We start from the raw sequence: 17,592 nt of genomic DNA, 5'->3' as shown, positions 1-17,592 counted from the left end.
GGCTTATCTTCTAGAACGGGCCGTGCGGCCTAGTTCATCTTGCATTCCGCCGCATAGGGATCCTGATGATCCTCATATACTTTGGCGACGATTTTTGTTGTATACATGCCATCCGCATCCTTGACGACTTCGCGGAGATAGAAATCCTGGATCGGAAGATGGTTATGGCCAAATTTAAAGTCGCCCCGGATACTGTCAAACTCGGCGGCTTTGAGCGCATCCCGCACCGCATCCCGGTTGGACAGATCTCCCTTCACCTTTTCCACGGCGCTGTTGATCAGCATGATGGTGTCATAGGACTGGGCGGCGTAATGGCTTGGGTATGTACCATGTTTCGCCTTGAAATCACTGACGAACTTCTTGTTGGCCGGAACGTCCAAATCAGGCGACCAGAACATGGTCATCAGGCTGCCGAGAGCTTGCTCCCCAACCCGGGGCAGACTCAGAGAATCGATTGTGAAGGCAGTATAGAGCGGCACCGTTTTCGCGAGGTCGGCCTGCGCGTACTGCGTCAGGAGCTGGACACCGTGGCGGCCCGGGTAAAAGACAAAAAGGGCATCCGGTTCGGCCGCCCGCACCTTGGCAAGCTCAGCCGAGAAATCGAGCTGAGCCGGAAATTTGGTCATATCCTTGCCGATGACCTCACCCTTGAAGGTGCGTTCCACCCCTTCAACCATGTTCTTGCCTGCCGCATAGTTGGGAGCCATGATATACAGCTTCTTGATGCCGCGCTGGTTGAGCAGATCGCCCATGGCCATAGTGGTCTGATCATTCTGCCAGGAGGTGGAAAAGACATCCGGATGGCAGAGCTTGCCGGCGAGGGCGCTGGGCCCGGCATTGGAGCTGATCAGGAACTTGCCATTATCCACGGCGCTTTTGTAAGACGCCATCAGGACATGGCTCCAGATATAACCGGCAACGAAATCCACATTGTCTTTCTTGACCAGCTTGTCGGTTTTTTGCTTGCCAACTTCCGGTTTGAAAGCGTCATCTTCATATATCACGTCGATATCCCGGCCCGCCATTTTGCCGCCAAGATGTTCGATGGCAAGCTCGACGGCATTGCGCATGTCTTCGCCAATGGCGCCTGAACCCGTCGAAAGCGTTGTTACAAAGCCGATCTTGACGGCGTCAGCCGCCGTAGCGAGCGCCGGAGCGCCCAGCAAGGCCAATGCGGATGCCATGCTGATAAGTGTCTTTTTCACGATGAAGTCTCCCTGTGCTGTCTCAGAAACGGGATACCCCGCTCCCCTCCCTAAAGCAATGAGCAGCTTAAAGAAATTCGCCGCGTGGGGAAAGGTTGTTTTGCAGGCAAAAGAAAATCAGGCAATTTACGATCAACTGAATGCCTTGAAGGTGATCAGGGTGAAGGTATCCTTGATACCGGGCAGGGTCTGAATTTGCTCATTAACGAAATGGCCAATATCCTGATCCTCATTAAGGTAACACTTCATCATCAGGTCATAATTCCCAGAAATAGAATAAACCTCTGAAACCTGCTCGACATTTTCAACAGATGCCGCCGCGACGTCATAGGCCTTTCCAAGTTCGCATTTTACCATGATGAAGATCGTTTTCACGCGGATTGCCTTTCCTTCGGGTTAATCGCCTGAGATCAGGAAGCAGTTAGGCCGGATAGTACGAATTTCAGAAGCGCATGAAAACAAAAAAGGCTCCCCAAAGGAAGCCTTGTCGAGCAGTAATCTATTTTCCGGCGGATTTTCGAAAGGTAATGTTGAAAAAGGCCGGAACATTGTCCCCGAGGCCCAGGACGGGAGTATCCCCATCTTCCCGGGATTGTCGATTGTCGTTTGATTTACTGCGCTCTTTTCGAGCAGGCGCCGGTTTTTCTGCACTGTCGGCATTTTTTCGTGGTGCGGCAGGTTTGGGATCTTCCTTGCGACGGCGCCCTTTGCGGCCGCCAGCTTTTTCTTCCTGCTTATAGCGTTTTTCCCGCTCGGCGATACGAGCCGCTTCCGCGGAGATATCTTCCATTCCGTCCAGGGAGAGGTGAGGAATTTCCTTACCTACCAGCTTCTGAACCGCATCGAGATATTTGCCATCAGATTTGGTTGCAAGGGTGAAGGCATGCCCTTCCTGACCGGCGCGCCCCGTGCGTCCGATGCGGTGGATATAATCCTCAGCATGGGTCGGCACATCGAAATTGAAAACATGGCTGACGGCGCTGACATCGATTCCGCGCGCCGCGACATCGGAACAGACCAGTAGCTTGATCTCGCCGCTTTTGAATTTCTCAAGCGTTTCCATGCGATGGCTTTGGCTCATATCGCCATGCAGGCCGCCCGCGTTGAAGCCATGCTTGACCAGCGAGCCGAGCAGGATATCCACATCTTTCTTGCGATTACAGAAAATGAAGGCGTTTTTCACATTCTCGGTTTCCAGCAGCTTCCGCAGTGCCGGACGTTTCTCGATCTTTTGCACCATCAGCAGGCGCTGCGTTACTGTCGCCGCGGTGGAGGTGGGCGGCGAGACAGCGACTTCCTTTGGATTATGCAGAAATTTATCAGCCAGCTTGCGCATGTCCTTGGACATGGTGGCCGAGAAGAAGAGCGTCTGGCGCAGCGGCGGGAGAAGGGAGACAATGCGTTCCACATCGGGAATGAATCCCATATCCATCATCCGGTCGGCTTCGTCAATCACCAGCGTTTTCACGCCATTCATCATAACCTTGCCGCGTTCCACATGGTCGAGTAGGCGGCCCGGCGTCGCGATCAGAACATCCACCCCTTTGTCGAGCTTGGAATCCTGATCAGAGAAGGAAACTCCGCCAATCAGCAGGGCCATGGAAAGTTTGCAATATTTGCCATAGGTTTCGAAATTGTCGGCGACCTGCGCTGCCAGTTCGCGGGTCGGTTCCAGAATGAGAGAACGGGGCATGCGCGCTTTTGCCTGACCGGCCGCGAGAATGTCGATCATCGGCAGAGTAAAGCTCGCTGTCTTGCCGGTGCCGGTTTGCGCTGTGCCCAAAACATCCCGCCCCATCAGTACATAAGGAATGGCCTTTTCCTGAATGGGCGTGGGAGTTACGTAACCGGTTTCTTCAACCGCTTTCAATACGTCGGGGCTTAGTCCGAGATCTGCAAATATCATATAGTGTGAGATACCGTTCTGAATAATAAAATCTTCGTAAAACTCTGCGCAATCTAGTGAATTGACGCTTTGTGTCAAACATTTCCTGCCTGATTTGAGTAAAACCGGGCAATTGGCAACGGTTTACCCTAAAAAAAGCGAAAATTAAAGTTAATGGTTCTCAATCCCCGATCTTGACTGTAAAAGTAGGGCAAGCGGTCTCGGGCGATTGTGTCCTAACATTACAACAATTTGTATAATAATGACAGAGAAACATTCACTAGTCCTGATTCCCGGCCTTTTGTGCACGGCTGATCTGTGGCGTGATCAGGTCGCGGCGCTTTCTGATATTGCCACTATCACCATTGCCGATCATACGCAGGATGACAATATGCCGGATATCGCGCGGCGGATCCTGGAGAGCGCGCCACCGCGGTTTGCTCTCGCCGGGCTTTCCATGGGCGGTTACATCGCCCTTGAGATTATGCGTCAGGCACCGGAGCGGGTGACCCATCTCGCGATTATGGACGCTCGGGCTGTCGGCGACACGCCGGAAGACCGGCAGCGGCGGATCGATTTTATTCGGCTGGTGGAACAGGGGTCAGCATTCAAGGGAGTGACCCGCAGCCTTCTGCCGACGTTGATCCATCCTTCGCGGCTGGAAGATGACGCGCTGACATCGCGTATTTTCAAAATGGCTGAAGATGTGGGGAAAGAGGCCTTTCTCCGACAGGAAAGAGCGCTTCTTGAGCGGGAGGAATTGACCTCTATCCTCGGATCCATCAAATGTCCGACATTGGTGCTTGCCGGAGCGGAAGACAAGCTGATCCCGCCGCGTATCCAGCGGGAAATGGCAGTGGAAATTCCAACGGCCCAATATGTGGAAATTTCAACCTGCGGGCACTTGCCAACCATGGAACGGCCCGATGAGACGACTGAATATATGCGCCGCTGGCTTGCCCGCACGCCGGAGTAAGAGGCGGGAAGCCGCCGGAGATGGTTGGAGGCTAGGTCGATTTAGACGTCCAAATCCGCGACATAGCGGGCATTTTCCTGGATAAAGGCGAAACGAAGCTCGGGTTTCTTGCCCATCAGGCTTTCCACCCGGTCCGCGGTTTCGCCAAATTCTTCCATGGGCACGTCAACACGCAGCAGAACCCGCTTTTTCGGGTTCATGGTGGTTTCCTTAAGCTGCGCGGGCGGCATTTCACCAAGGCCTTTGAAACGGCTGATATCCACCTTGCCACGCCCGGAAAACTCGCTTTCCAGCAGCCTGTCCTTATGATTGTCATCCATGGCATAAAAAGTTTTGCCGCCTTGCGACAGGCGATAGAGGGGAGGCTGTGCAAGATAGAGATGGCCGTCAGTAATGAGCGGGCGCATTTCACGATAGAAAAAGGTCATGAGGAGGGAGGCGATATGCGCCCCGTCCACATCGGCGTCGGTCATGATGATGACTTTTTCATACCGCAGATCCTCGCTCCGGTATTTGTCCCTGAGCCCGCAGCCGAGCGCCTGCACCAGATCCTGCAACTCCTGATTGGCACGGATTTTGTCACTGGTGGCGGAGGCGACATTGAGGATCTTGCCGCGCAGGGGAAGGATGGCCTGTGTCTGCCGGTCGCGACCCTGCTTGGCGGAACCGCCCGCGCTGTCGCCTTCAACAATGAAAATCTCGGTCCCTTCACGCCCGCTCTTGCTGCAATCGGCAAGTTTGCCCGGCAGGCGCAGTCGGCTGGTCGCCGTTTTACGGCTGGTTTCCTTGTCCTGACGACGGCGCAGCCGCTCTTCCGCTTTTTCGATCACCCAGGCCAGCAGATTATTGGCCTGATCCGGCGCGCCCGCCAGCCAGTTATCGAAATGATCCTTTATGGCGAGATCGACAAGGCGGCTCGCCTCGCTGGTGGTCAGCTTTTCCTTCGTCTGGCCCTGAAATTGCGGATCGGAAATAAAGACGGAAAGCACCGCCGCGGCACCGGAAAAGATATCCTCCGCCGTGATCTGCGCCGCTTTCTTGTTGTTGATCAGCTCCCCATATGCCTTGAGGCCGCGCATCAGGGCGCCCCGAAAGCCCATTTCATGGGTGCCCCCTTCCGGCGTCGGTACCGTATTGCAGTAGGAGTTGAGAAAGGTCGTATTGTCCATCGGCCAGGCGACGGCCCATTCGACCCGCCCGCGCTGCCCCTCTACTTCAACGCGGCCGGAAAAGGGTTCCTGCGTCACGCATTTGATGCCATCGAGCGAGGCATCGAGAAAATCGCGCAAGCCCCCCGGAAAATGCAGTGTTGCCTCCGCCGGGGTTTCGTCCTTGATAAGTTCTTCGGCGCATTTCCAGCGGATTTCCACGCCGCGGTAAAGATAGGCCTTGGAGCGCGCCATTTTGTAAAGGCGGCCAGGGCGCAGCGCAGTTCCGGCATCGAAAATGTCCGGATCGGGATGAAATTGGATGGAAGTGCCGCGCCGATTGGGGGCGGCGCCAACTTTTTCCAGCGCTGTCAGTGGTGTGCCGCGTGAATATTCCTGGCGCCACAGTTCGCGGTCCCGGGCGACTTCAACCGTCATCCGGTCCGAAAGGGCATTGACGACGGAAACGCCGACCCCATGCAGGCCGCCGGATGTCTGATAGACCTTGTTGGAGAATTTGCCGCCCGAATGCAGCGTCGTCAGGATGACTTCCAGCGCCGATTTGTCGGTAAATTTGGGGTGTCGGTCGATGGGGATGCCGCGTCCGTTATCACGAATGGCAAGGGAGCCATCGGCGAACAGCTCCACTTCGATGCGGTTGGCGTGGCCCGCCACCGCTTCGTCCATGGAATTGTCAAGAACTTCAGCCGCCAGATGATGGCGTGCCCGTTCATCGGTGCCGCCGATATACATGCCGGGGCGCAGGCGGACGGGTTCCAGCCCTTCAAGGACTTCAATATCCTTGGCGGAATAATCGGAGCTGTCGGTTTTGGTCTGCTGGAAAAGATCGGACATAAAATCAATTCATTACGGGTGAAATAGCTACGGTTTTATCGATAATTTCAGGTCGCCCAAAGGGCAGAATGCGTATAAGTTATACCCTGATATCACCCCGAGAAGGAAGCCTAAAGATTATGAAAACCCAATTCCGTGACGCGGTTATCCGCACGGCCCCAATGCCGAGTGACTGTAACAGCAATGGCGACATCTTTGGCGGCTGGGTACTGGCCCAGATGGATATTGCGGGCGGTATTCTGGCGGCTCGCCGGTCGCGGGGGCGTGTGGTGACCGTCGCGGTGGAGGCGATGACTTTCCATCAGCCGATCAAAGTAGGTGATATTGTCAGTATTTACGGCGAAATCGGTCGGGTGGGCCGGACATCGGTTGCTGTCAAGCTGACGACTATTGTGTCGCGCAAACTGGATTCGGAGGAAATAAAGGTGACGGAAGGCACCTATGTTTTTGTCGCCATTGATGATGAAGGGCGCCCGCGACCTGTCGAGGGTTAAGGAAGCTCCGGCCGTTTTCTCTATATTCGTTTAATACCGTCATGAAAAAAGCCGCTGGTTTCCCAGCGGCTTTTCCGTGTTGTCGTCCGGCTTGGGTCAGACGCTGTAATACATATCGAATTCGATCGGATGCGGCGCATGTTCGAATTTGAAGACATCTTCCCATTTCATGGCGATATAACCATCGATCATATCGTCTGTGAAAACGCCGCCCTTCTTCAGGAATTCGCGATCGGCATCGAGAGCTTCAAGAGCCTCACGAAGTGATCCGCAAACCGTCGGGATGTCTTTCAGCTCTTCCGGCGGCAGGTCGTAAAGATCCTTGTCCATGGCGTCACCCGGGTGGATTTTGTTCTGAACGCCATCAAGACCGGCCATCATCATCGCGGCGAAGGCGAGATAGGGGTTCGCGGTACAGTCCGGAAAGCGGACTTCAACGCGCTTGCCCTTCGGGCTCGGCGAGTAGGGGATGCGGCAGGAAGCGGAACGGTTGCGTGCGGAATAGGCGAGCAGAACCGGGGCCTCGAAGCCAGGAATCAGACGCTTGTAGGAGTTCGTGCTGGCATTGGTGAAGGCATTGATCGCCTTGGCGTGCTTGATGACGCCGCCAATGTAGTAAAGCGCGGTTTCGGAAAGATCTGCATAACCAGAGCCGGCGAAGGTCGGTTTGCCGCCCTTCCAGATGGACATATGCGTATGCATGCCCGAGCCGTTATCGCCGGATACCGGTTTCGGCATGAAGGTGACCGTCTTGCCATAGGCATGGGCAACGTTGTGCACGACATATTTCTGAATCTGGATTTCATCGGCGGCGCCGACGAGGGTGCTGAACTTCATACCCAGTTCATGCTGGCTCGGGGCGACTTCATGGTGATGCTTTTCGACGGACAGGCCCATTTCCTTGCAGATGGAAACCATTTCGCTGCGGATATCGGCGCCGCTGTCAACCGGCTGAACGGGGAAGTAGCCGCCCTTGACCCGCGGCCGATGGGCGCTGTTGCCGCCTTCGATTTCTTCGCCGGACATGAAGGGGGATTCCCCGTCGGACAGCTTGTAGAAGCTGTCATGGCCGCTGACCTTGAAGCGGACATCGTCGAACATGAAAAATTCAGCTTCCGGTCCGAAATAGGCGGTATCGCCGATTCCCGTGCTGGCAAGATAGGCCTCTGCCTTCTTGGCGACTGAGCGCGGATCGCGTTCATAGTTTTCACCGGAGAGAGGATCAAGAATATCACAGAAAACAACCAGCGTCGGACGGGCGGCGAACGGGTCCATAACAGCCGTTGACGTGTCGGGCATCAGAGTCATGTCGGACTCGTTGATTGCCTTCCAGCCCGTGATGGAAGAGCCGTCGAACATAACGCCATCTTCGAACATGTCCTCATCGACCACATCCACATGCATAGCAAGATGCTGCCATTTGCCTTTTGGGTCGGTAAAACGAAGATCCACATATTCGACTTCATTTTCCTTGATCATTTTAAAAATATCAGCAGCCATTTGTACGTCTCTCTGTTTCTCAATTCAGGGGATAAAGTTTTGCCGATCGCCAGTCGGCCTTATTCAGATCGCGTCCGGGCCTTTTTCGCCCGTCCGGATACGAATGACCTCTTCGACGGTGGAAACGAAAATCTTTCCATCTCCGATCCGCCCGGTTCTTGCGGCTTGCTGAATGGCCTCAAGAGCCCGCTCAACAAGCGAATCTTCCAAAACAACCTCGATCTTGACCTTGGGCAGGAAATCCACAACATATTCCGCGCCACGATAGAGCTCGGTATGGCCTTTCTGGCGGCCAAAACCCTTCGCTTCGGTGACGGTAATTCCCTGTAGCCCGACTTCATGAAGGGCTTCTTTCACCTCATCGAGTTTGAACGGTTTAATAATTGCTTCGATTTTTTTCATAAGGCAGATCTCAATCTAGATTTTACATCGTCCAATAATCATTGCCCATACTATAGCACGAGCTGTGCCAGAATTCCGATGGCCTTTTGTCGCACTTAAAACCGACTGAAAACTGCGGTTCTTTGAGAGTATGTGGGGAGTAAAGGCGATGTGGCTAAAAAATAGGCGATTAAAAATTGTGCAATTGATTAAAAATTAATCTGATGGCGCTTTGCGTAGCTTGTAAAGGCCTTTGAAATCATCCGGATCGGCAATCTCGCCTTTGCGGATGATCTGCAGTCGTCCGGCCCGGGCGAGAAAGATGGCCTGCTGGCGTACGGCTGTCATATATTTCCGCCAGAAATCCTTTGGCGCGGTCGATTTTGCCCGGTCGGCGGCGATGGCCCGCGCAATTTCCTGAGGGGCGACATCGCGGCCGGAACTGACCGCCCGCAGAATGTAGCCGACAACCGGATCCTCTTCGGTTTCGGATGGGTGGGGTTGATTGTCGTCGCTTTTCATCGCTTGCCTCGGCATGGGTTGATATCTGGCGTTTGTAAGGCTGAAGACGGATAATTGCAAGCGGTGCGCATCCATACTGCTCGAACATTCGTATCAGTAATGCGGCGGCTTTTCATGGCCGGGAGAGGCGGGCAGGGTCTCTTCCAATGTGATGAGGCGGTCCTGGGCGCGGGTCAGTTTGTTTTTCAGAAGCTCTATTTCCTGCCACTGCCGGTTCAGCATCTCGCTGAGCTCGCTGACCATCTGTTCCTGTTCCATAAATTTAAGTTCGAGTTCCATCAGCCGCTTGTCGTTCATCTTTTCCTCCCGTACCGGTTCAATCCGTACGCAATGCTCTGATCAGGGGCGGCATTTTCACAATTAATTGTGTGCCCTTCGGATTCATCTCTCCCTAAAATGACCCATATGTTGTTGTCCTATGTTTCTTCAATATTGTAACAGATTGGAAATGTCATGAAGTTCCTTGTATTGTCCGCTTTTATTGTGATGTCCGGACTTTCTTTCAGTTCTCCCGCTTTTGCCGACCGGGATCCAACGGCCGACGAAATGGCAAAGCTGACCCAGCGTCTGAATGATCTCGGCTATCAAAGCTGGGAAGAAATCGAACTCGATGATGATGGTCCTTATTGGGAAATTGACGATGCCCGCAAGGCGGATGGATCGCGCTGGGATCTCAAGCTGAGCGCGGATATGAAGGATGTGATCGAACTCGACCGCGAAGACTGACCTTAGTCGTTGCGGAATAGCCCGGGCGGAATATGCCATCGCAGAAAATAAAAAGCCCGGAAATCGAAAATTTCCGGGCTTTCAAATTTGGGGCGAACGAGGGGTCTTGAACCCCCGACCTCCTGAGTCACAGTCAGGCGCTCTAACCAACTGAGCTACGTTCGCCATAAGAGCGGCTTTGTTTAGCGAGACTGCCCGCGCCGGTCAAGAGGACTTTACCCCTTTCGGGCAAAAAAATCCTGCAATTTGTCGATTGCCGCCCGTAATACTTCGGGGCGTTTGCAGAAGCAGAAGCGGGCGAAATTCCGTCTTGCCCCCTCCGACTGGTAGAAAGCGCTGACCGGGACGGCGGCGACACCGGCCTCGGTTGTGATCAGGCGGCAGAATTCTTCGTCACTTCCCGTAAAGCCGACGGAGCTGATATCGGCATTAATGAAATAGGTGCCGTCACAGTCGGCGGTTTTAAACCCGATGCCACGCAACCCCTCTCGCAGAAGGTCCCGTTTTGCTTGCATGGATTGTTTGAGGTCGAGGTAAAAGCCATCCTCCTTATTGAGCCCATAGGCGACAGCTTTTTGCAGATCCGGCGCGGTGGTGAAGGTGAGAAACTGATGCGCTTTTGCAATGCGCGCCGTCATCTCGGTTGGAGCCGTGACGTAGCCGATTTTCCAACCGGTTAAAGAGAAGGTTTTGCCCGCAGAGGCGACGCGCGCCGTCCGCTCGAACATGCCGGGGAGCGTCATCAGGGGAATATGCTCCCGCTCGCCAAAGACAATATGTTCATAAACCTCGTCGCAGATGGCGTAGCTGTCATGCTGCCGGGTGAGTTCGGCGATCAGTTCCAGCTCTTCACGGGTGAAGACTTTTCCCGTCGGGTTCATAGGGCTGTTCATCAGGATCATTTTTGTCCGCTTGCTGAAGGCGGCGCGAAGTTTGTCCGGGTCAATCTCCCAGTTCGGCGGATCAAGGCGGACAAATCTGGGAATACCGCCCGCAAGCTGGATGATCGGCAGGTAGCAGTCATAGAGCGGTTCGAACAGCACCACCTCGTCCCCCGGATTGACGAGACCAAGGATACAGGCGGCCAACGCTTCCGTCGCGCCGGAAGTGACAAGAACATTCGTCGGTCCGTCCACGTCCAGCCCGTAAAAGCGCCGGTCATGATCGGCAACGGCCTGCCGTAATTCCGGAATACCCATCATGGAGGGATACTGGTTCGGCCCGTCGAGAAGGGCCTTTGCCGCGGCTGCGCGGATATCTTCCGGCCCGTCCTGATCAGGAAAGCCCTGTCCGAGATTGATTGCCTGATGCTGGACGGCGAGTTGTGACATCACTTCGAATATCGTTGTGCCATAAGCGCCGAGCACGTTGCTTGTATGTTTCACGGATGATCCCTGTCTTGGTCGTTATTTAAGACAGGTTATGCCCGGAATTATTATGAATTCAAGCGAAACGTGAGGGCAAGCCGGGATCAATGTGCGCCAGATGATGGCGGCGGAGGGAGCTTACGGGGCGGATTATGGCCACGGTTCTTTTTTCTCTTTTTACGCTGCTGCCATTTGCCGACCCAGACCTGCAATTTGCGACGCCACCGTCGGGCGAAAGGATAGTCGGCCGACAGCACAAGTAGGCCGAGCGGGATCATCCAGAAGCCAAGGATGGGCAGAAAGCCGAAAATTCCGCCGATAATGAGCGACCAGCCGAGGATAAATCGGCCAAGCCGGGTATTGGGATTGCGGATTATAGGTTTAGGCATGAAATATTGTTGTTGATGACCAGTCCTCGTTATATGGGGATAAAAATATGGCATCGTCAAGGAATGCCGCCTTGCCTCGTTTTCCATGAACGCCTAATCTTTTTTCGCATTCGCACAGAAGTTGAAATTCGGGGAGGGATGACAATGAGCGATGATCTGGCGCATCTAACGGCAACAGAGCTGGTGGAGGGGTACCGCAGTGGAAAATTTTCACCGGTGGAGGCAACCGAGGCCGCTCTCCGGCGCATCGGGATGTTTAACGAAACCCTGAATGCATTTGTGTTCGTGGATGAAGAAAGGGCACTTGCGGAGGCCAGAAAGTCGGAACTGCGCTGGCGGCACAATGAACCGGTTGGCCTTGTCGATGGGGTGCCAACGACCATCAAGGATCTGATCCTGACCAAGGGCTGGCCCACCTTGCGCGGATCGCTCAGCATTGATGCTGCGGGGCCCTGGAATGAGGATGCGCCGGTTACTGCCCGCCTGAAGGAACAGGGCGCTGTCATCCTTGGTAAAACGACGACGCCGGAGTTTGGTTGGAAAGGGGTGACCGACAGCCCGCGCACCGGCATCACCCGTAATCCCTGGAACCCGGCTATGACGCCTGGCGGCTCCAGCGGCGGGGCGGCGGCGGCCTGTGCGGCCGGAATGGGCGCGCTGCATGTGGGAACGGATGGCGGTGGGTCCATCCGCATCCCTTGCGGTTTCACCGGTATTTTCGGGCTGAAGCCGAGCTACGGCCGTGTGCCTGCCTGGCCGCTGTCTCCGTTTGGTTCCGTTGCCCATATCGGCCCGATGACCCGCAGCGTGGCCGACGCAGCGCGGATGTTACAGGTCATCAGCGGGCCGGACGCCCGGGACTGGACGGCGCTGCCGCAGACAGAAACCCACTATATCAGCCGGTTGACGGGCGATCTGCGTGGTAAAAAAATCGCATTCAGTCCAACGCTCGGTTATGCACGGGTTCATCCGGAAGTGGCCTCGGCGGTGAAGCATGCAGCGGGGCTGTTTGAGGAACTCGGCGCGATTGTCGAGGAGGTGGATCCCGGTTTTGCAAATCCCTTACCGATTTTCAACGCCATCTGGTGGTCGGGGGCCGCCTTCGCCCTTCGTCATCTTAATGACAGGCAGCGCAGCGAACTTGACCCTGGCCTGCAACAGGTGGTGAGGGAGGGCGAAAAAATAACCCTCACCGACTATCTGGAGGCATCACAGATGCGCGGTGAACTGGGCGGGCGGATGCGGCAGTTCCATGAACGCTATGATCTGCTGATCACTCCGTCGCTGGCGATACCGGCCTTTGAAGTTGGAAAACTCGCACCCGATGATTTGGCGTCGGTCGGCGCCTGGGTGGACTGGACACCTTTTTCCTATCCCTTCAACCTGACGCAGCAGCCCGCCTGTTCCATTCCCTGTGGATTGACATCGGACGGCTTGCCCATCGGATTACAGATTGTCGGACCGATGCACGGTGATCTTGCTGTTCTGAATGCCGCGGCCGCGTTTGAAAAGATCTGCCCGGAAGCGACCATGCGGCCGGACCTTTCAAGGCTTATTGCCCAATGACTTACCCCTCCGAGTTGCTCAGCGTTTCCGAGATGTATCAGGCGGACCGACTGGCCATGGAGGGCGGGGTGCCCGGAACCGTGCTGATGGAGGCGGCGGGCAGGGGATGTGCGGGGCTGATCATGGATCGCTGGCCGCGCGGGCGCTGTCTTGTCCTCTGCGGTCCGGGCAATAACGGTGGCGATGGCTATGTCATTGCCCGGCATTTGGACGCGGCTGGCTGGCAGGTTGATCTGGTCTCGCTGGTTGATCCGGTTCTGCTGAAGGGGGATGCGGCCTATATGCGCGATCGCTGGGACGGGCCCATTCTCTCGCTGGAAGAGGCAGAGATTGCCGGTGTCGAGCTGGTGGTCGATGCAGGGTTTGGCGCCGGATTCTCTCGCCATTTGGAAGATGACGTGGCGCGTTTTTTTGCCGCTGTCAGGAGGGCCGCCCCTCCGGTTGTTGCCGTGGATGTGCCAAGCGGGGTGAATGGCGATAGCGGTGCCGTCGATGCGGCGGCCCTTCCCGCGACCATGACCATCAGCTTCTTTCGCGCCAAGCCGGGCCATTTCCTCTATCCGGGTCGGGCGATGTGTGGGGAGTTGCGTATTATTGATATCGGTATTGAAGCTGATTGCCTTGAGGATATCGATCCGGATACGCATCTGAACGGCCCGGATCTATGGTGCGATGATCTGCCCGTTCTCTCCCCCATGGGGCAGAAATTCAGCCGTGGGCATGCGGCGGTTACGGGTGGCGGCGTTTCCTCAACGGGCGCGGCGCGTCTTGCGGCGCGGGCGGCATTGCGGGCCGGAGCCGGGGCGGTGACACTGATCTGTCCGCCTTCGGCACTGATGGTCTACGCGGTGACGCTGGAGGCAGTCATGGTGGCAAGCTTTGCGGAGGTGGCCGAGTTCGAAAACTGGCTCAAAGAACGGCGTATTGGAACCGTGCTGCTTGGTCCCGGAAATGGGGTGAGTGAGCGGACCCGTGAATTCGTTATAGCCGCCCTCGAAAGCTCTTCCAACGTTGTTCTTGATGCCGATGCGTTGACCGTTTTTCAGGGCGATCCGGAGACTTTGTTTTCCCTGATTGGGACCAAGCGGGATGGAGAGGTGGTCATGACCCCTCATGAGGCGGAGTTTGAACGTATATTCTCGCTCTCCGGATCGAAATTACAACGTGCCCGGGAGGCGGCGGCTCTCTCTGGGGCGGTTGTCCTGCTGAAGGGCGCGGATACGGTTATTGCAACGCCGGATGGCAAGGCAGTCATCAATTACAACGCCCCGTCCGATCTGGCGACGGCGGGGTCTGGTGATGTGCTGGCGGGGCTGATTTGCGGATTTCTTTCCGGTGGCATGCCCGCCTTTTCAGCGGCGGCCGCCGCCGCCTGGGTCCATGGTGAAGCGGGGGCGAGACTGGGGCCAGGGCTTATCGCAGAAGATTTGGAAGGTAAGATTCCCGCCCTTCTGGGAGAGTTGAAAAGAAACTTTACAACTCCATAAAACTGGACGTATTTTTCAACCGTTTTTTTACATTTTACCGGTAATTTCCGGATATTCTATACGAAAACCGTTATTCTTTCGGGTGACAGAGCATGTTTTTCAAAAAACGAAACCTACGTGACCGGATCGCGTCCGGGGATATTTTTTACCGGCATATGAGCCTCAGCCTCCAGGAACAGGCGAAGGTGCTGCGTATTTCAGAGGATGACCAGGGCATTCCCCATGTCCACTACGAAAAAACCATGCTCAGAACTGGTTTTCGTGAACATGGCGGGAACAGGGTGCTCGCACTCGATATGTTTGAACGAACGTTCCGTGCCGCACAGTAGCGCCCAGGAAGAGAGTTCTGGATCAACATGTGCCGACGCTTCGTGGTTGTCCTCTTTTGCCCTCGATGCAGGTTAGTCAGCTTTTAAGTCGACTTTTCGCTTTATAGCTCGATTGAGGCTGCTTTTATCCCTCGACACCCTTCATTTCCGCCATTTGACTTTTCTCGCCCTTTCTTGGTAATTCCCCTAGTCAATCCAAGAAATCATATGCTATAGACAGCCGCTCCCTGTGGGATGCGCCAGATTGTGGGCGCCCGGGGGTTGAGATTTTGAACGCGGGTGTGGCGGAATTGGTAGACGCGCTGGTTTTAGGTACCAGTTTCTTACGAAGTGGGGGTTCGATTCCCTCCACCCGCACCAAGATTGAAACAGGCTTTCGGGCTGGCGCTTTTCGTCACATGACAGGACGGGAAGCGTTTGTTGCAAATAAAAGATGACGGACGATCGTTCATGCAAATTACACAGACTAACTCTGACGGCTTAAAGCGGGATTTCACCATTGTGGTCGAGGCCGCAGAAATCGACACGAAAGTAACCGAGCGGCTGACTTCTGTCGGCGCGGAGGTCAAATTGCCGGGGTTCCGCCCGGGCAAGGTACCGCTCGCCATTCTGCGTCAGCGTTTCGGCAAGTCCGTAATGGGCGAGGTTCTGGAACAGACCGTCAATGAGATGAGCCAGAAGGCGCTCGATGACAATGACCTGCGCCCGGCGCAGCAGCCGAAAATCGAAATCACCAGCTTTGATGAGGGCAAGGATCTTGAGTTTACGCTGGAAGTTGAGGTGATGCCTGACTTCAAGCCGATGGATTTTTCCAAATTGAAACTCGAAAAGCCGGTCGCTGAAGTCGAAGACGAGAAGGTTGACGAGGCGCTGAAGGAAATCGCCGGTCAGCAGAAAAATTTCGAGAAGGTGGCGCGTAACCGCAAATCCAAGGAGGGCGATGCCCTGCTGATCGACTTCGTTGGCAAGCTCGATGGAGAGGCTTTTGAGGGCGGTTCCGCCGAAGGCCATCAGCTTGAGCTTGGCTCCAACACCTTCATTCCCGGCTTCGAAGAACAGCTTGTTGGCGCCAAGGGCGGTGATGATGTGGAAGTCAAGGTGACTTTCCCGGAAAATTATGGCGCGGAGCATCTCGCTGGCAAGGAAGCTGTGTTCGAGGTGAAGGTGCATGAAGTGCAGGAAGCCGCTGAAGTCGAGATCAATGATGAATTCGCGACCAAGCTCGGCCTTGAAAATCTGGCTGCATTGAAAGACGCCATCCGGGGCCAGATCGAACAGCAGTATAACCAGCTTTCCCGTCAGGCGCTGAAACGCGGAATGCTGGATGCCATGGCCGAGGCCCATGACTTTGATGTGCCGCCAGGCATGAAGCAGGGCGAGTTTGATAACATCTGGCAGCAGTTCCAGCAGGAACTGGAGCAGAATGGCGAAAAACTGGAAGATCAGGATCAGTCCGAAGAGGAGCTGAAGGCCGAATATATGGGCATTGCGGAGCGCCGCGTACGCCTCGGACTGCTGCTGGCCGAAGTCGGGCGGATCAACAACATTGAAGTCTCTCAGGAAGAAGTCAATCAGGCCATGATCGCCCAGGCCCGCAATTACCCGGGGCAGGAGCGGATGATCTTCGAAATGTTCCAGAAGCGGCCGGAAATGCAGGCGCAACTTCGCGCACCGATTTTCGAGGACAAGGTTATCGACTTTATCTCTGAACTGGCGACGGTGACGGAAAAGAAAGTGTCTGTCGAAGATCTGATGAAGGATCCGGACGAGGAAGCGGACGCAAAGCCGAAGAAAAAGAAGGCGGCACCGAAGAAGGCTGCGGCCAAGAAATCTGCGGATGCCAAGGATGAGGAGGCGCCTAAGAAAGCGCCTGCCAAGAAAGCTGCCGCTAAAAAACCGGCCGCCAAAAAGGATGCCGCCAAGAAATAATCCGCGAGGTCGATTTACAGTTGCGTTCGTCGCGCCTATATGCTGACGTGGCGCAGCTGTAAAAATTGAGGAAGATCGAGAATGGTTGATGTCATTGACACCTATATGAACACCCTGGTCCCGATGGTGGTGGAGCAGACGGCGCGCGGCGAACGGTCCTATGACATTTTCTCACGCCTGCTGAAGGAGCGGATCATTTTCGTGACCGGTCAGGTGCAAGACGCCATGGCGGGTCTGATCACGGCCCAGCTCCTGTTTCTGGAGGCGGAAAATCCGAAGAAACCGATCAGCATGTATATCAATTCGCCGGGCGGCGTGGTGACGTCGGGGCTCGCAATCTATGACACCATGCAGTATATCAAGCCGGAAATCTCGACCGTCTGCATCGGTCAGGCGGCTTCCATGGGCTCTTTCCTGCTGACGGCGGGCACGAAGGGTAAGCGCTATGCCTTGCCGAATGCCCGGATCATGATCCATCAGCCATCCGGCGGCGCCCAGGGGCAGGCGACGGATATTGAAATTCAGGCGCGCGAAATCCTGAAGGTGCGGGCCCGTCTTAACAAGCTATATGTGGAGCATACCGGGCAGCCTCTCGATGTCATCGAGGCATCGATGGAGCGTGACAAATTCATGACGGCGGAAGAGGCGAGAGATTTTGGCCTCATTGACGAGGTTGTTGCGAAACGGCCGTCGGATGGTGCGGAAGACACCAAAAAGTCCAAGTAGCCATTCTCTCGAAGGCTGTCACATTTTGTTTTCGTAAAAACGGGGCGGTTTGCGTCCTGTTAACGAAAAGTTGAGTCAAAATGGCTATTCTGTGCTTTCGGCGCGAA

18 protein-coding genes and 2 tRNA genes are annotated in these 17,592 nt (G+C 55.3%); 9 read left to right on the top strand and 11 right to left on the bottom strand.

The annotated features are described in order from the left end of the window. Window positions 1-29 precede the first annotated feature (29 nt). The 3 genes from CMN55_RS11355 to CMN55_RS11345 form a co-directional block, all read right to left on the bottom strand. Window positions 30-1,184, bottom strand: a complete 1,155-nt coding sequence (locus tag CMN55_RS11355) for an ABC transporter substrate-binding protein (RefSeq protein WP_366932040.1) — start codon at window positions 1,182-1,184, stop codon at window positions 30-32. Between the two features lie 153 nt (window positions 1,185-1,337). Then, window positions 1,338-1,580 carry an Lrp/AsnC ligand binding domain-containing protein gene (locus CMN55_RS11350; protein WP_293949916.1) on the bottom strand — a complete coding sequence of 81 codons (243 nt, stop codon included), beginning with the start codon at window positions 1,578-1,580 and terminating at the stop codon, window positions 1,338-1,340. A gap of 124 nt (window positions 1,581-1,704) precedes the next feature. Then, window positions 1,705-3,111: a DEAD/DEAH box helicase gene (locus CMN55_RS11345; RefSeq protein ID WP_293949915.1), complete on the bottom strand. Its 1,407-nt coding sequence runs from the start codon at window positions 3,109-3,111 to the stop codon at window positions 1,705-1,707. 241 nt (window positions 3,112-3,352) lie between these two features. On the opposite strand from CMN55_RS11345, the gene CMN55_RS11340 reads away from it, so the two are divergent. After that, on the top strand, window positions 3,353-4,066 hold the full coding sequence (locus CMN55_RS11340; protein WP_293949914.1) for an alpha/beta fold hydrolase: 714 nt from the start codon (window positions 3,353-3,355) through the stop codon (window positions 4,064-4,066). 41 nt (window positions 4,067-4,107) lie between these two features. Here the strand turns inward: CMN55_RS11340 and parE are convergent, their stop codons facing one another. After that, complete coding sequence (gene parE, locus CMN55_RS11335; RefSeq protein WP_293949913.1) at window positions 4,108-6,069, bottom strand: DNA topoisomerase IV subunit B; 1,962 nt, start codon at window positions 6,067-6,069, stop codon at window positions 4,108-4,110. A 119-nt stretch (window positions 6,070-6,188) separates the two neighbouring features. Between parE and CMN55_RS11330 the strand changes: the two genes are divergently transcribed. Further along, a complete protein-coding gene (locus tag CMN55_RS11330) occupies window positions 6,189-6,563 on the top strand; it encodes an acyl-CoA thioesterase (RefSeq protein WP_293949912.1) in 375 nt (124 codons plus the stop codon). A 96-nt stretch (window positions 6,564-6,659) separates the two neighbouring features. Here CMN55_RS11330 and glnA read toward each other — a convergent pair whose 3' ends face one another. From glnA to CMN55_RS11310, 4 genes are all read right to left on the bottom strand, one after another. Continuing rightward, window positions 6,660-8,063, bottom strand: coding sequence for a type I glutamate--ammonia ligase (gene glnA / locus CMN55_RS11325; protein ID WP_293949911.1), 1,404 nt, complete (start codon window positions 8,061-8,063; stop codon window positions 6,660-6,662). 63 nt (window positions 8,064-8,126) lie between these two features. After that, a complete protein-coding gene (locus tag CMN55_RS11320; protein ID WP_293949910.1) occupies window positions 8,127-8,465 on the bottom strand; it encodes a P-II family nitrogen regulator in 339 nt (112 codons plus the stop codon). A gap of 195 nt (window positions 8,466-8,660) precedes the next feature. Beyond that, complete coding sequence (locus CMN55_RS11315; RefSeq protein WP_293949909.1) at window positions 8,661-8,966, bottom strand: DUF3253 domain-containing protein; 306 nt, start codon at window positions 8,964-8,966, stop codon at window positions 8,661-8,663. 93 nt (window positions 8,967-9,059) lie between these two features. Continuing rightward, window positions 9,060-9,263: a SlyX family protein gene (locus tag CMN55_RS11310; protein ID WP_293949908.1), complete on the bottom strand. Its 204-nt coding sequence runs from the start codon at window positions 9,261-9,263 to the stop codon at window positions 9,060-9,062. Between the two features lie 156 nt (window positions 9,264-9,419). On the opposite strand from CMN55_RS11310, the gene CMN55_RS11305 reads away from it, so the two are divergent. Further along, entirely contained in the window at window positions 9,420-9,692 is a 273-nt protein-coding gene (locus CMN55_RS11305; RefSeq protein ID WP_293949907.1) for a PepSY domain-containing protein, read from the top strand. A gap of 88 nt (window positions 9,693-9,780) precedes the next feature. Here the strand turns inward: CMN55_RS11305 and CMN55_RS11300 are convergent. The 3 genes from CMN55_RS11300 to CMN55_RS11290 form a co-directional block, all read right to left on the bottom strand. Continuing rightward, window positions 9,781-9,857 (bottom strand) — tRNA-His (locus CMN55_RS11300). A gap of 50 nt (window positions 9,858-9,907) precedes the next feature. Beyond that, window positions 9,908-11,077 carry an aminotransferase gene (locus CMN55_RS11295; RefSeq protein WP_293949906.1) on the bottom strand — a complete coding sequence of 390 codons (1,170 nt, stop codon included), beginning with the start codon at window positions 11,075-11,077 and terminating at the stop codon, window positions 9,908-9,910. Between the two features lie 86 nt (window positions 11,078-11,163). Continuing rightward, window positions 11,164-11,448 (bottom strand): PGPGW domain-containing protein, encoded by a 285-nt coding sequence (locus CMN55_RS11290; protein ID WP_293949905.1) that lies wholly within the window; start codon window positions 11,446-11,448, stop codon window positions 11,164-11,166. Window positions 11,449-11,592: 144 nt separating this feature from the next. Between CMN55_RS11290 and CMN55_RS11285 the strand changes: the two genes are divergently transcribed. The 6 genes from CMN55_RS11285 to clpP all read left to right on the top strand — a co-directional run bounded on the left by CMN55_RS11285 (window position 11,593) and on the right by clpP (window position 17,485). Further along, entirely contained in the window at window positions 11,593-13,014 is a 1,422-nt protein-coding gene (locus CMN55_RS11285; protein ID WP_293949904.1) for an amidase, read from the top strand. After that, on the top strand, window positions 13,011-14,501 hold the full coding sequence (locus CMN55_RS11280; RefSeq protein WP_293949903.1) for an NAD(P)H-hydrate dehydratase: 1,491 nt from the start codon (window positions 13,011-13,013) through the stop codon (window positions 14,499-14,501). Before CMN55_RS11285 ends, CMN55_RS11280 begins: the two co-directional genes overlap by 4 nt. A 92-nt stretch (window positions 14,502-14,593) precedes the next feature. Further along, window positions 14,594-14,830 (top strand): hypothetical protein, encoded by a 237-nt coding sequence (locus tag CMN55_RS11275; protein WP_293949902.1) that lies wholly within the window; start codon window positions 14,594-14,596, stop codon window positions 14,828-14,830. Between the two features lie 275 nt (window positions 14,831-15,105). Then, window positions 15,106-15,190: transfer RNA gene (locus CMN55_RS11270), tRNA-Leu, on the top strand. Between the two features lie 90 nt (window positions 15,191-15,280). Further along, the gene (tig, locus tag CMN55_RS11265) at window positions 15,281-16,759 is read left to right on the top strand and encodes a trigger factor (protein ID WP_293949901.1); all 1,479 of its coding nucleotides are present in this window, start codon (window positions 15,281-15,283) and stop codon (window positions 16,757-16,759) included. Between the two features lie 81 nt (window positions 16,760-16,840). Continuing rightward, on the top strand, window positions 16,841-17,485 hold the full coding sequence (gene clpP / locus CMN55_RS11260) for an ATP-dependent Clp endopeptidase proteolytic subunit ClpP (RefSeq protein ID WP_293949900.1): 645 nt from the start codon (window positions 16,841-16,843) through the stop codon (window positions 17,483-17,485). Window positions 17,486-17,592: the final 107 nt, after the last annotated feature.

The sequence above is a fragment of the Sneathiella sp. genome (assembly GCF_002694385.1).
Classification (GTDB): domain Bacteria; phylum Pseudomonadota; class Alphaproteobacteria; order Sneathiellales; family Sneathiellaceae; genus Sneathiella.
Note: the sequence above shows the minus strand (reverse complement) of the source record. Positions and strands in the feature narration are given on the sequence as shown.